Genomic DNA, 13,606 nt, shown 5'->3' on the forward strand with positions numbered 1-13,606 from the left:
GCGTGTGTGCCTCTGGCCGGGAAAGATACATACCAACCGGTTTAATTTCTAGCGGTATCCGACCATCCGCTCGGGCAAACGGCGGATGATTTTCTTCCGAAAAACACGTTTCCGCTGGTCGGAGCGGTTCTTCCAGCCTCTGCCCCACTCTAACCGCACCCGCCGCGCCCGGTGGTGTCCCCGGGTGAGTCGAGTGTCGCCAAAGCGATCCTCGAGTCGGGTGATCAACGGTGTCCGAATGTCTTCGGCAGATCGGCCCGGCTCGGGCCGCTGTGGAGGCCCTGGGGGCACCCACCAAAAACCGCACAGACGGTTTGTTATAGTGGGGGTTGGAGCACGTGATGGTCGGGAGCGCGTGGCGGTCGCGGGGCGGCCGACGCACGGAGCTCCGCAGCAAGCACCCGCCGGCCTGCCCTTCGCGGGCGCGGCAACCCCTCGCGATGACGGAGCAGTCGATGGTCAAACAGGAGCGCGCAGCACGTACGCGCGAAACCCTGATCCGGTCCGCAGCCGAGACCTTCGACCGGGACGGGTTCTCGGTGGCCTCGCTCACCGCGATCAGTTCACTGGCAGGGGTCAGCAACGGGGCGCTGCACTTCCACTTCCCCAGCAAGGCCGCGCTGGCGAACGCCGTCGAAGAGGCGGCGCTGGTCCGGCTGCTGGCCCTCGCGGGCGATGTGCCGTCGGCCGGCGACGGCCGCCGCGTACAACTGCTCATCGACGTCACCCACCGGCTCGCCGCGGCGCTGCGCGCCGACCCGGTGCTGCGGGCCGGGTTCGCGCTGAGCGGCGAGCTGCCCCGGCCGCGCCGGGGCGACCTGCGCGGGCGCTGGCGCGGCTGGGTCGAGGAGACGCTGCAACAGGCCGAGGCGGAAGGCGAGTTGCGCCCCGAGGCGGCGGCCGGGGACGTGGTGACCGCCGTGGTGGCGGCGACCGTCGGATTCGAGGTGCTCGGCGCCCGGGACGGGGTGTGGCTCTCGGCGGCCACGGTGACCCGCTTCTGGCGGCTGCTGCTGCCGACGCTCGTACCGGCGGACCGGCTCGGCGGCTTCGAGGCCGCCGGAAGCCGGGCCCTGTAGGGATGGACGGGACGGCGCCCCGGCTCTCCACGCACGCGCGTGGAGAGCCGGGGCGCTTCTGTGTTCACCCGCGTCGTTCACCTCCACCGTCCGGAGACTTTACGGTTTGTTTTGCCAAATCTAGGGCCGTTCTGGAGGGGGTGCGGAGTGGGACTGAACCGTCCTCCGCTCCCGATGGATTGGCAAAATCGCAGGTCAGCAGCGCGACTTGAGTGGACGTCAGGGCCGCCAGGACATAAAACAGCACGGTCGGTTTCATATTGACAAACCGCCGGTCCTGTTTTTTACTGGCGAAGGCTCATCCACGGACAGGGGAGTACGGCGTGGACATCGAAGTACTGGGCACACTGGCGGTGCGGGAACACGGAGTCTCCGTTACGCCGACCGCCCCGAAGCCGCGACAGGTGCTGGCACTGCTGGCGCTCCATGCCGACCAGGTCGTCCCGGTGTCGGCGCTCATAGAGGAACTGTGGGCGGGAGCACCGCCGCGCAGCGCACGCACCACCCTGCAGACCTACGTCCTGCAGCTGCGGGCCCTCATCGCGACCGCCCTGGAACAGGGCGAGGCCGCCGGTGACGGCGAGGGCGGGACGGCCCCCGCGGGCCGGCGCACCGCCAAGGACGTGCTCGTCACGCTGCCCGGCGGCTACCTGCTCAACAGCGGCGGCGGCACCAGCGACGTCCGCGAGTTCGACCGGCTCGCCGGCATGGGGTACCGGGCGATGGACGCGGGCGACTTCCCCGGCGCTGCCCGGCTGCTGCGCGAGGCGCTGTCCCTGTGGTCCGGACCGGCCTTCGCCGACGTACACGGCGGAATCCAGCTGGACATGGAGACCCGGCGGCTGGAGGAGACCCGGCTCTGCGCGCTCGACCAGCGCATCGAGGCGGACCTGCGGATCGGACGGCACCGCGAACTGCTCGCCGAACTCACCGTCCTGGCCAGCCGGTACCGCACCCACGAGAACCTGCACGGCCAGTTCATGCTCGCCCTCCACCGCTCGGGCCGCCGAGGCGAGGCCCTCGACGTGTACCAGCGGCTGCGCGCCACGCTCGTGCGCGAGCTCGGGCTGGAGCCGTCGGCCGCCCTGCGCCGGCTCCAGCGCTCGATCCTGATGGCCAGCCCCGAGACTCCGGTGGTGGCGGAGACCAACAGCGAGCGACTCGTCCGCGTCGGCTGAGATGGCCGCACGTGACACCAGGAGCGCGGCCGCGACCGGCTCGCCCGGCCGTACGCGCGTCCGGACCACCACGGGCCGAGGAGGCAGCGCGGTGCAGGAGAGGTCGGAGCGGACCCGCAGGAAGCTCGTGCACGCGGGGGCCGAGATGTTCCACCGCAACGGCTACGCGAACGCGACCCTCGGGGAGATCGCGGCGTACGCCGGAGTGACCAAGGGGGCGCTGTACTTCCACTTCGCCTCCAAAGACGAACTGGCGGAGGCCGTCCAGCTGCGCGGCTGCGAACTGCTGCGCGCGGCGGTGCGGGAACTGCGTGCGGCCGGCGGCTCCCCGCTCCAGACCCTGGTCGACACGACGCACTGGCTCGCGCTCAGCCTGCGCGAGGAACCGGCGGTCCCGGCCGGTTTCCGCCTCGCCAAGGAGTGCGCGGGGTCGCCCGCACCCGCCACCGACTTCCACCACGTCTGGCTCGCGGAGGTCTGCGGGCTGCTGAGCCAGGCCCGGGACGCGGGCGAACTCCGCGCCGAGGCCCGCTGGGAGAGCATCGAATCGCTGGTCGCCGCGGCGGCCTGCGGCATCGAGGCGCTCGCCGCCACGGGCATGCCGTACGCCGAACTCCAGCGACGGGTCTCGGGACTGTGGGCGCTCCTGCTGCCCAGCCTGGTGCCCGAGGGCGCGGAGCGGGACTTCCAGGTGGGGATGCCGGATCCCGACACCGCGCCCCGCCGGGTGGGCGACGTACGGGGCGGCGACGTGCCGGGCGGGGTCCTGGGCGGGTTCCCGGGCGATGTACGGCCGGTGTTCTCCGGCAGCACCGCGTGACCGTGTGCCAGCGACGGCTTGGAGGAGCCTGCGATGATGAATGAACACCCTGCGGACGTACTGACGGACCTCATCGGAGTGCTCGGCGACGTCCTGCGGGTCAAGGCCGAGAAGATCGACCCCGAGCAGACCTTCCAGTCCATGGGGCTCGACTCCCTGCTGGTCGTGGAGTTCGTGGCCGTCGTCAACAGCCGGTACGGACTGCGCGTCCTCGCGACCGACCTGTACGACTTCCCCACGCCGGCGTCCTTCGCGCGGGAGGTCGCGCGGGCGGCGGCGGAGAGTGCGGTCGCCGCAGCGCCCGCCGTCGCACCCGCCGTCGCACCCGCCGGCGTGGCCGTTCCCGCCGCGGCCGGCGTTGCGGCGGCCGCCGCGGGGTACGAGGCGCCCGCGCCCGCCGCCGCCCCGGCCCGGCAGTCACCGGCGGCCGCCGCGGCGACCGGGATCGCGGAAGTGCTGCGCGAACAGCTCGCGGGGATCCTGTGCTGCGACCCCTGGGACATCAACACCACCGCCGCGTTCAACGTGCTCGGCGTGGACTCCATGGTGGGCGCCGAGTTCATCGCGGTCGTCAACCGCACCTTCGGCCTCCAGGAGCGGTCCGTCCTGCTGTACGAGCACCCCAATCTGGCGGCCATGGCCGCCTACATCGCGACGCGGACGGGTGCGGCCGCACAGGCCGTGCAGGCGGCGCGGGCCGCACAGACCGGGCACTCCGTGCCGGAGATCGGCGCGGCGCCCCGGACGCCGGAGCCGGCGTTCCGTCCGGTCGCCGTCGCCGTGGCCCCCGCCGTCGCCCCCGCCCCCCGTGCCGTACGGCCCCTTCCGGCCGGCGACCTCGACGTCCTGCTGGACGCGATCCGCGACGACCGGCTCACCGTGGACGAGGCACTCGTGCTGCTCGGCCGCCGCGGCTGAAGCCGTATTTCCATCCCCAGAAGGAGCGCGTCCAGATGGACGAGAAGGAAGTCCTGACCCGGTTCAAGAACGGCCATCTGGACCGGGCCCAGGTGGCCGCGCTGCTGACCGGCGCCGCCACCGGTGCGGGACCCGTCGTCCTCGAACGGCCGGAGCCTGCTCCCGCGGCGCCGCGACCCGCCCCCGGCCGGGGCGGCCCCGGCTCCGAACCCGCACGGCGCGTCGGCGCCGCCGCGCACGGCCCCGCCGGACCGGCCACCGCGGCACCGACCGCTGTGGGCGGGGCGGATGCCGGAGCGCACACCGTTGCCGGGGCGGCCTCCGTGGGCGGGCCGGGTGTCGGGGCGGGCGGCGGTGCCGGGGCGGGCGCCCTGGCCGGGGCGGGTGCGGGGCCGATGACCGTGGGCGCCTCCGGGGCCGGGGCCGTTGCCGTCGTCGGGTTGGCCGGGCGGTATCCCGGGGCGCCCGACCTCGGTGCGTTCTGGCGGCAGGCGCGCGGCGGGCACGGCGGTGCGTCGGCCCCGCCGGCCGGGCGGCCCGGCGACGAACCCGGCCACTACCTGGAACGCGTACAGGACTTCGACCCGGAGTTCTTCGGGATCGACGCGCACGAGGCCGCCCTGATGGACCCCCAGGAACGGCTGTTCCTGGAGACCGCCTGGGAGGCCCTGGAGGACGCCGGCTGCACCGGCGGCCGTCTCGACGCGCTGACCGCCGCCGACGGGACGCCGCGCAGCGTCGGGGTGTTCACCGGCGCCGGGACCGGCGACTACGCCCTGCTCGCCGCCGCGAGCTGGCGGCGCGAGCGGCCCCGGCCGATGCCGGACGGGGGCCAGTGGAGCCTGCCCAACCGGCTCTCGTCCCTGCTCGGCCTCACCGGCCCCAGCCAGGGCGTGGACACCGCGGAGTCCTCGGTGCTCGTCGCCCTCCATCAGGCCGTCGCCGCCCTGCACCGCGGTGAATGCGCCGCCGCGCTCGTCGGCGGCGTCCGGCTGCTGCTGCACCCCTCCGGCCGGCGCCCCGGCGCCGGCGAGGGCGTCGGCGCACTGCTGCTCAAGCCCCTGGCCCGGGCCCTCGCCGACGGCGACGACGTGCACTGTCTGGTGCGCGGCAGCGCGGTCGGCCACACCGCGCCCGATCCCACGGCGGGCGGCCCCGGCCGCAGGTCCCGGTCCGGCGGGCGTACGGGGCCCGCCGGACCGGCCCGGACGTTGGCGGCGGACGCACCGGCGGACGCACCGGCGCCGCGCGTGGTGCGCGAGGCGCTGCGCGCGGCCGGCGTCGACGCGTCGGCCGCCGCCGTCCACGAGGACGCCGGTTCGGTACGCGCACTCGTCGGCGACGCCGGCGCGGCGACCGGCGCAGCGGCCCTGACCCGGGCCGTGCTCCAGCTGCGCCACCGGACCCTGGCGCCCGCGCCGGGGCGCGCCGAGGCGCAGCCCTGGCAGGCCGACGGGGACGTGCCGCGCCGGATCTGCGTCGGCGTGCGCGGGGCCGGCGGCGCGGACGCCCTGGTGGTCCTGGAGGAGTACCCGCCCGCCGCCACGGCGCACGGCGCGGAGCCGGCCGGTGGCGGCGGCGCCGAGCTGTTCGTGCTGTCCGCTCCCACCCCGGCCCATCTGGCCGCCACCGCCCGGCGGTTCGCGGAGCTGCTCGGCGGGTCCGGGCCGGTGCCCCCGCTCGCCGGGCTGGCCCGCGCCCTGCGCACCGGGCGGGCCGCCATGGACTGCCGGTTCGGGGCCGTCGTCGGCGACACCGCCGAACTGCTGCGGGTGCTGGAGCAGTTCGTCCGGAACGGTGCGCCCTGCGCCGATCTGCGGGACGGCGGCGCCGACCCGCTGGGGCTGGGCTCCGTACCCGAGACGGACGGGTACCTCGCCGCGCTCTGGCAGGCCGGCCACCTGCACCAGCTGCGCGGCCTGTGGCTGTCCGGGCTGGACGTCGACTGGTCCGCACTGGAGCCGGTCCGCGCCGCGGCCGCCGCCGGGGTGCCGCTGCCCCCCTCCGCGTTCCTGCGCGTTCCGCTGTGGCTGGGCGCCGAGGAGGGCCCCGCATGACCACGCCGCCCCTCGACCCGGCCGGCCCGGGGGAGAGCGAGCCGGCCCCGGTCAACCTGTGGTTCTGCCCCAACGAGGACCTCGCGCCGGGGATCGCCGCGACGCTGGCCTCGTACTGGCTGGACGAGAACGAACAGGAGGTGGCCGGCCGCTTCCTGTTCGAACGCGACCGCCGCCAGTACCTCGTCGCCCACGCGCTGGTACGGCGGGTACTGGCGCTGGAGACCGGCATCCCCGAAGCCGAGGCGGTCATCTGGCGCTCCTCGCGCGGGCGGCCCTTCCTGCAGACGCCGGCCGGAGGACTGCCGCGCGGGGCGGACGCCCTGGACTTCAACCTCTCGCACGCCAACGCGTACAACCTGCTGGGGGTCTCCCGCGGTTTGCGGATCGGCGTCGACGTGGAGCGGCTGGACCGCGGTGAGCGGGGACTGGACAACATCATCGCGACCTTCGCCGCCGAGGAGCAGGAGTGGATCGCCCGGGCCGCGCCGGGGCGGCCGCGCGACCGGCGGGCGCTGCGGCTGTGGACGCTGAAGGAGGCGTACTCCAAGGCGCGCGGACTGGGGCTCGGCCTGCCCTTCGACTCCTTCGCGTTCACCCTGGCCGAGGACCGGGGCGTCCTCGCGTTCCGGCCGCCGGCCGACGACTCGGCGATGCGGTGGCGGTTCCTGGAGGTGGAGCCGGTACCGGAGGTGCTGGCGGCGGTGGCGGTCGAGGTCGATGCCGCGCGGCCGCCGGCGGTCCACCTGCACCACGGCTTCCCCTGGGGCCGTGCAGCCCCCCGCCGCCTGGTCCTCCCGGAACCGGCGGGGGTCTGACCCGCCCGGCCCCCGGCTTCCTCGCGGTCGTCCTCGCCGCCGCCCCCGGGCGGCGGCTTCGGCGTTCCACGGTGCGGGAGCACCGGCTCGCGGCCGAACACCGCCGGCCCGGCCCGATCCGGACCGGCCGGGCCTCGTGGCCGGCCCCACGGGCGGGCCGGTGGTTTTCTGTTGTGGCCGGAAACCGGCGGGTTGGGAATTCGCTTGAAATGCGATGGAGATGGACCCGGAAAACGGCGACGGGGATGGAATTCGACGGGAATTCCAGGAGGAATCGAGTGGGGGCTCGGTGCTCCGGTTGAGAATTCTCCTCGGAGATCTTCGAGGAAGAGGTGGGCCGTGCGGGGCATGGGTGGTGTGGTCGAGGTCGGGGACGGGGTCCACGCGTACGTGCAGCCCCCGGGGGGCTGGTGCCTGAACAACGCCGGCATCCTCGTCGACGGCGGACACAGTGCGCTCGTCGACACCGCCGCCACCGAGAGCCGGGCACGGCACCTGCGGCAGGCTGCGCTGGGACTGGCGCGGCGGGCTCCGCGGGCGCTCGTCAACACGCACTTCCACGGCGACCACACCTACGGCAACTCCCTCTTCCCCGAGGCGCTCACCATCGGGCACGAGCGGACCCGGGCCATGGTGCAGGCGGCCGGGCTGCACATGGCCGGGCTGTGGCCCGACGTGTGCTGGGGGGACATCGAGGTCCGGCCGCCCGAACTGACCTTCCGGGACCGGACGACGCTCCACGTGGGGGACGTCCGGGCCGAACTCATCCACATCGGACCGGCGGCCCACACCACCGACGACACCGTCGTGTGGCTGCCCGACCAGGGCGTGCTGTTCACCGGCGACCTCGTCATGAACGGGGTCACGCCGTTCTGCGTCATGGGGTCCGTCGCGGGGAGCCTGCGGGCCCTGGAGCGGTTGCGGGAGCTCGGGGCCACCACCGTCGTCCCCGGCCACGGGCCCGTCGCGGGGCCCGAGGTGTTCGACGTCAACGCGGGGTACCTGCGCCGGATCCAGAACCTGGCCCGGGAGGGCGTGGCGGCCGGGGTGACCCCGCTGGAGCTGGCCCGCGCCACCGATCTCGGTCCGTACGCCGAACTGCTGGACACCGAGCGGCTGCTGCCCAACCTGCACCGCGGCTACGCCGAGGAGCAGGGGCTGCCCGAGGGCTCGCCGCTGGACGTCGGAGCGCTGTTCCAGGAGATGACCGTCCATCACGGGCGGCCGCCGGAGTGTCACGCCTGAGGGGGCCCGCTGCCGTCCGGGGCCGCGGCCGTCAGGAGGTCGAAGCGCCGGATCAGGGCCTGCTGCTCGCGGCCCAGGGCCTCGATGCGCTCGCCCAGGCGGGCTATCGCACGGCCCAGTTCGTCCACGGACGACGGCCCGGGGTCCGGCGGCGCGGCCACGGGCGCGGCCACGGCCACGGGCGCGGCCACGGGCGCGGGCGCGGCCACGGGCGCGGGCGCGACCAGGGCGAGGGCCGGCGCATGGTGCAGGATCGCCTCCATCCGCTCGCGCAGGGCCGGGCCGGGCTCCACGCCGAGTCCGTCCCTCAGGCGCCGGCGGGCCCGCTCGTACACGCCCAGCGCCTCCGTCTGGCGGCCGCACCGGTACAGGGCGAGCATCTGCAGGTCGTAGAGCCGCTCGCGCGTCGGGTGGCCGGCCGTCAGCCGCTCCAGTTCCGCCGCCGCCTCGGCGTGCCGGCCGCTGCGCAGGTTCGCGTCGTACAGCGTCTCCAGCGTGGTCAGCCGCAGCTCCTCCAGCCGGTCCGCCTCCGCCGTGCACAGCGGGCCCTGCCCGCTGCCCTCCAGTGCCGGGCCGCGCCACAGGGCGAGCGCCCCGTCCAGCAGCCGTGCCGCGCGGACGGGATCGGCGCCGAGCGCCGCCCGGCCCTCGGCGGACAGGCGGTGGAAGCGCTGCGCGTCCGTGCCGGCCCGGCCCGGGCGCAGCAGGTAGCCCATGGAGCGGGTGGCGATCCGCTCCCGGCCGCCCGCGCCCTCCAGCAGCCGGCGCAGCCGGGCCACGTGGGCGTGCAGCGCGTTGGCCGCGCCGGCGGGCGGCCGGTCGCCCCACAGCTCGTGGATGAGCCGGTCGGCGGGCAGCACCTGGCCGGCCCGGACCACGAGGGCGCCGAGCAGCGCCCGCTGTTTGGCGCCGGAGGGCACGACGTACGTCCCCGAACGGCGGTCGAGCACCTCGACCGGGCCCAGGACGCGGTAGTCCGCCCCGGTGTCGTCCATGGTGCGCGCCCCCTCCCGGCGAAATTGACGATGTGCCGGTTTTAATCCCCTGGGCGGAATCTACCAGCTTGCATTCACCCTGCAACCGTGTGGGCGGAGGGCTGCTCGACGCCTGCTCAAGAATTCCGGAACACCGCAATGGACACCGCTACCGTGCCGGAGTCGAAGGCTGAAAATCGATGGGAACTCGACGAAATGCGGAGGACACCGTGAAGATTCAGGTTCTGGGTCCGTTGAGTGCCGAGGTCAACGGGGGCTCGATTGTTCCGACGGCTGGCAAGCCGCGCCAGATCCTGGCGCTGCTCGCGCTCTATCCGGGGCGGGTGATGCCCGTACAGACCCTCATGGAGGAGATCTGGGGCACCGACCTCCCGCAGAGCGCGCTCACCACGCTGCAGACGTACATCCTGCAGCTGCGCAGGAGACTGGGCACGGCCATGGGACCGGGCGTCCCGGGCAGCGCGAAGGACGTGCTCGCGACCCGGCACGGCGGCTATCTGCTGCAGATACCGCCGGACGCCGTGGACGTGCACGCGTACGAGACCCTCGTGGTCGGCGGACAGCACGCGTACGAGGAGGGGGACGACGAGCGCGCGGCGGACATGCTGCGCAGGGCGCTCGGACTGTGGAACGGCCCGGCGCTGGTCGACGTGCGCGTGGGACCGATCCTGGAGATCGAGGTCATGCGGCTGGAGGAGAGCCGGCTCGTGACCGTCGAGCGGCGCATCGACGCGGACCTGCGCCTCGGCCGTCACGTCGAGGTCATCGCCGAGCTGACCGAGCTGATCGCCCGGCACCCGCAGCACGAGGGCCTGCACTCGCAGGCCATGGTCGCGCTGTACCGGTCCGGCCGCCAGGCCACCGCCCTGGACGTCTACCGCAGGCTGCGCAACCGCCTGATCGACGAACTCGGAGTGGAGCCTTCCCCGCAGCTGCAACGCCTGCACCAGGCGATGCTGACGGTGGATCCGGCACTGGACGTGGTGGCGGGCCCGCGCCGCGGATCGACGTTCGACCTGTACGCCGCATAGGGCCCGGCCCAGCCGCCGCCCGCCCCGAGTCCCCTCCCGGGAGGGGCCGTACACACGGGTTCGAGCCGGTCTCAAGTGAGGTCGGTGAGATTCGAGACCTACGTGGTGCGGTTCCTGGGAGGTGGCGATGGGCGACGGACGGGCCGTGCGGCTGCACTGTTTCGCACACGCGGGGGCAGGAGTGTCCTCGTTCTACCGGTGGGACAAGGTCGCCGGGAGCGCGGTGTCGACCACGCCCTGGCTGCTGCCCGGACGCGACGAGCGGCGCCGTGAGATCCGGCTGACCGGCCGCGACGAGCTCCTGGCCGACCTCAAGCCCCTGTTCGAGCAGATCGCCGGCGAACCCGGCGCTCCCTACATCCTCTACGGGCACAGCCTCGGCGCGACCGTCGCCCTGACCGTCGCCCACGCCGTCCGGGAGTACGGGCTGCCGATGCCCGCCCTGCTGGCCGTCGGCGCCAGCCCGCCGCCCGACCTGCCGGCCGCCCTCGCGAACTCGGCCGAGCTGCCGGACGCCGAACTGCTGCGCGTCCTGGACCGGTTCGACGCGCTGCCACCCGGCGCGCAGCCGGGCGACGTGTGGTTCCGGTCCGTCTTCCCCGTGCTCCGCGCCGACCTGCGGCTCGCCCGCAACCTGCGGGCCGCCGCCACCGGCCCGGGCGCACCCGGCCCGCTGCCCGTGCCCGTCCTCGCCGTCACCGGCCGCGAGGACCCCCTCGTCGGCGCCGAGGCCGCCGCGGGCTGGCAGCGCTGGACCACCGGACGGCTCGTCCGCCGGACCGTGCCCGGCGGGCACTTCTTCGTCCGGGGCGGCGAACTGCCCCGGATGCTCGGCCGGGCCGCGCGCATCGTGCTGCGCGGCCACCGCGACCAGACAGGACAGGGGGAAGGGCGATGAGACGAGTCGTCATCACGGGCATCGGGGTCGTGGCCCCGGGCCGCCCGGGCACCAAGGAATTCTGGTCGCTGCTGACCGACGGCCGTACGGCCACCCGAGCCATCACCCTCTTCGACGCCTCCGCGTTCCGCTCCCGGATCGCCGCCGAGGCGGACTTCGACCCGCAGGAGTCCGGACTGAGCGCCGAGCAGTCCGGCCGCCTGGACCGCGCCGCCCAGTTCGCCGTCGTCAGCGCCCGCGAGGCACTCGCCGACAGCGGCCTGGCCGGCTCGTACGACGCCGCGCGCACCGGGGTCACCCTCGGCAGCGCGCTGGGCTGCACCACCGGCCTCGACGCCGAGTACGGCGTCGTCAGCGAGCAGGGCACCCGTACGCTCGTCGACCACACCAAGGCCGTGCCGCACCTGTACGACTACTTCGTCCCCAGCTCGATGGCGGCCGAGGTGGCCCGTACCGTCGGCGCTCAGGGGCCCGTGGCGCTCGTGTCCACGGGGTGCACCTCCGGACTCGACGCGATCGGGCACGCCGTCGACCTCGTCCGCGAGGGCAGCGCCGACGTGATGGTCACCGGCGCGGCCGAGGCGCCCATCACGCCGATCACCGCCGCCTGCTTCGACGCCATTCGCGCCACCTCCACCCGAAACGACGATCCGGAGACCGCCTCGCGGCCCTTCGACCGCACGCGCAACGGGTTCGTCCTCGGCGAGGGCTCGGCCGTCCTCGTCATCGAGGAGTACGAGCACGCCCGCAGCCGCGGCGCACACGTCTACGCCGAGATCTCCGGTTTCGCCTCCCGCAGCAACGCGTACCACATGACCGGACTGCGGCCCGACGGAGTCGAGATGGCCGCGGCCATCACGGCCGCGCTCGGCGAGGCGGGGCTGGGACCCGAGCACATCGACTACATCAACGCACACGGCTCCGGCACCAAGCAGAACGACAAGCACGAGACCGAGGCGTTCAAGCGGAGCCTGGGACAGCGGGCGTACGAGGTCCCCGTCAGCTCCATCAAGTCGATGATCGGACACTCGCTCGGCGCGATCGGGGCGCTCGAAGTGGCCGCCTGCGCCCTCGCCATCGAGCACGACACCGTGCCGCCCACGGCGAACCTGCACGAGCCCGACCCGGCCTGCGACCTCGACTACACCCCGCTGACCGCCCGCCGGCAGCGCACCGACGCGGTCCTGACCGTCGGCAGCGGCTTCGGCGGGTTCCAGAGCGCGATGATCCTGACCAGCCCGAACCTGAAGGCGGACCGATGACCACCGCAGTCACCGCCCCTGCCCCTGCCCCTGCGCTCGTTTCCGTACCCGCTGCCACCGGCTCGCGGACCGCGGCCCCCGTCGTCACCGGCATCGGCGTCGCCGCCCCCAACGGGCTCGGCACCGAGGCCTGGTGGTCCGCCGTCCTGCACGGCCGGTCCGGCATCCGGCCGGTCAGCCGGTTCGACGCGAGCGGCTACCCGGCGAAGCTCGCCGGGGAGGTGCCCGGATTCGTCGACGCCGAGCACGTGTCGAGCCGGCTGCTGCCGCAGACCGACCGGGTCACCCGGCTCTCCCTCGCCGCGGCGAAGGAAGCCCTCGACGACGCCGGGGCCGACCCCGCGCAGCTGCCCGAGCACGCCGCCGGCGTGGTCACCGCCAACTCCTTCGGCGGCTTCGAGTTCGGCCAGCAGGAGCTCCAGGCACTGTGGAGCAAGGGCGGCCAGCACGTCTCGGCGTACCAGTCCTTCGCCTGGTTCTACGCCGTCAACAGTGGCCAGATCTCCATCCGGCACGGCCTGCGCGGCGCCTCCGGAGTGATCGTCTCCGAGCAGGCCGGCGGCCTCGACGCGATGGCCCACGCCCGCCGCCAGATCCGCAAGGGCGCCGAGCTCGTCGTCACCGGCGGCATCGACTCCGCCCTGTGCTCCTGGGGCTGGGCCGCCTACCTGGCCGGCGGCGGGCTGACCGACCGGGAGGACCCCGCCCGCGCCTACCTGCCGTTCGCGGAGGACGCGAGCGGTCACGTCGCGGGCGAGGGCGGCGCGCTCCTCGTCCTGGAGGGCGCCGAGGAGGCGCGCCGGCGCGGCGCCCGCGTCTACGGCACCCTCGCCGGACACGCCGCCACCTTCGACGCCGACGGGACCTCCCGGCTCGGCGCCGCCGCACGGCTCGCCCTCGCCGACGCGGGCGTGCACCCCGACGAGGTCGACGTCGTCTTCGCCGATGCCGCGGGCGAACGCGGCGCCGACCGCGCCGAAGCCGAGGCGATCACCGCACTGTTCGGCCCCCGCGGGGTGCCCGTCACCGCGCCCAAGTCGATGACCGGGCGGCTCGCCGCCGGCGGCGCGGCCCTCGACGTGGCCGCCGCCCTGCTCACCCTGCGCGACCAGCTGATCCCGCCGACCACCGGGACCCGGCTCCCGGCCGAGGAGTACCGGCTGGACCTGGTCACCGGAGCGCCCAGCCCCGCCCTGGGGCTGCCGCTGCGGACCGCGCTCGTGCTGGCCCGCGGCCGCGGCGGCTTCAACTCCGCCGTCGTCGTCCGCGCCGCGGACGCCTGATCACGGACGCCTGATCACGGAC

Annotated in this window: 12 protein-coding genes; 11 read left to right on the top strand and 1 reads right to left on the bottom strand. The window is 74.5% G+C overall.

All coding sequences use genetic code 11. The features are described from left to right. Nucleotides 1–440 precede the first annotated feature (440 nt). The 7 genes from ACIPK4_RS26095 (at nt 441) to ACIPK4_RS26125 (ending at nt 8,115) form a co-directional block, all read left to right on the top strand. On the top strand, nt 441–1,079 hold the full coding sequence (locus ACIPK4_RS26095) for a ScbR family autoregulator-binding transcription factor (protein WP_402316480.1): 639 nt from the start codon (nt 441–443) through the stop codon (nt 1,077–1,079). Nucleotides 1,080–1,402: 323 nt separating this feature from the next. Further along, entirely contained in the window at nt 1,403–2,257 is an 855-nt protein-coding gene (locus ACIPK4_RS26100; protein WP_054221309.1) for an AfsR/SARP family transcriptional regulator, read from the top strand. A 91-nt stretch (nt 2,258–2,348) separates the two neighbouring features. Further along, the gene (locus tag ACIPK4_RS26105) at nt 2,349–3,077 is read left to right on the top strand and encodes a ScbR family autoregulator-binding transcription factor (protein WP_402316481.1); all 729 of its coding nucleotides are present in this window, start codon (nt 2,349–2,351) and stop codon (nt 3,075–3,077) included. Nucleotides 3,078–3,110: 33 nt separating this feature from the next. After that, nucleotides 3,111–3,995 carry a phosphopantetheine-binding protein gene (locus ACIPK4_RS26110; protein WP_402316483.1) on the top strand — a complete coding sequence of 295 codons (885 nt, stop codon included), beginning with the start codon at nt 3,111–3,113 and terminating at the stop codon, nt 3,993–3,995. Nucleotides 3,996–4,030: 35 nt separating this feature from the next. Then, entirely contained in the window at nt 4,031–6,052 is a 2,022-nt protein-coding gene (locus tag ACIPK4_RS26115; protein WP_402316486.1) for a polyketide synthase, read from the top strand. Further along, a complete protein-coding gene (locus ACIPK4_RS26120; RefSeq protein WP_402316489.1) occupies nt 6,049–6,870 on the top strand; it encodes a 4'-phosphopantetheinyl transferase family protein in 822 nt (273 codons plus the stop codon). Before ACIPK4_RS26115 ends, ACIPK4_RS26120 begins: the two co-directional genes overlap by 4 nt. A gap of 348 nt (nt 6,871–7,218) precedes the next feature. Continuing rightward, complete coding sequence (locus ACIPK4_RS26125) at nt 7,219–8,115, top strand: MBL fold metallo-hydrolase (RefSeq protein ID WP_402316873.1); 897 nt, start codon at nt 7,219–7,221, stop codon at nt 8,113–8,115. Here ACIPK4_RS26125 and ACIPK4_RS26130 read toward each other — a convergent pair. Next, on the bottom strand, nt 8,106–9,110 hold the full coding sequence (locus ACIPK4_RS26130) for a BTAD domain-containing putative transcriptional regulator (protein ID WP_402316492.1): 1,005 nt from the start codon (nt 9,108–9,110) through the stop codon (nt 8,106–8,108). The genes ACIPK4_RS26125 and ACIPK4_RS26130 overlap by 10 nt on opposite strands. 209 nt (nt 9,111–9,319) lie before the next feature. Here ACIPK4_RS26130 and ACIPK4_RS26135 point away from each other — a divergent pair, with 209 nt between their 5' ends. The 4 genes from ACIPK4_RS26135 to ACIPK4_RS26150 all read left to right on the top strand — a co-directional run bounded on the left by ACIPK4_RS26135 (nt 9,320) and on the right by ACIPK4_RS26150 (nt 13,584). Beyond that, on the top strand, nt 9,320–10,141 hold the full coding sequence (locus ACIPK4_RS26135; protein WP_054223074.1) for an AfsR/SARP family transcriptional regulator: 822 nt from the start codon (nt 9,320–9,322) through the stop codon (nt 10,139–10,141). Nucleotides 10,142–10,268: 127 nt separating this feature from the next. After that, nucleotides 10,269–11,039, top strand: coding sequence for a thioesterase II family protein (locus ACIPK4_RS26140; protein ID WP_402316494.1), 771 nt, complete (start codon nt 10,269–10,271; stop codon nt 11,037–11,039). Continuing rightward, entirely contained in the window at nt 11,036–12,301 is a 1,266-nt protein-coding gene (locus ACIPK4_RS26145; RefSeq protein ID WP_402316497.1) for a beta-ketoacyl-[acyl-carrier-protein] synthase family protein, read from the top strand. The genes ACIPK4_RS26140 and ACIPK4_RS26145 overlap by 4 nt, the downstream gene beginning before the upstream one ends. Further along, nucleotides 12,298–13,584 carry a ketosynthase chain-length factor gene (locus ACIPK4_RS26150; RefSeq protein WP_402316500.1) on the top strand — a complete coding sequence of 429 codons (1,287 nt, stop codon included), beginning with the start codon at nt 12,298–12,300 and terminating at the stop codon, nt 13,582–13,584. Before ACIPK4_RS26145 ends, ACIPK4_RS26150 begins: the two co-directional genes overlap by 4 nt. The last annotated feature ends 22 nt before the right edge of the window (nt 13,585–13,606 follow it).

Source organism: Streptomyces sp. NPDC086989 (assembly GCF_044745505.1).
In the GTDB taxonomy this organism is placed as follows: Bacteria; Actinomycetota; Actinomycetes; order Streptomycetales; family Streptomycetaceae; genus Streptomyces.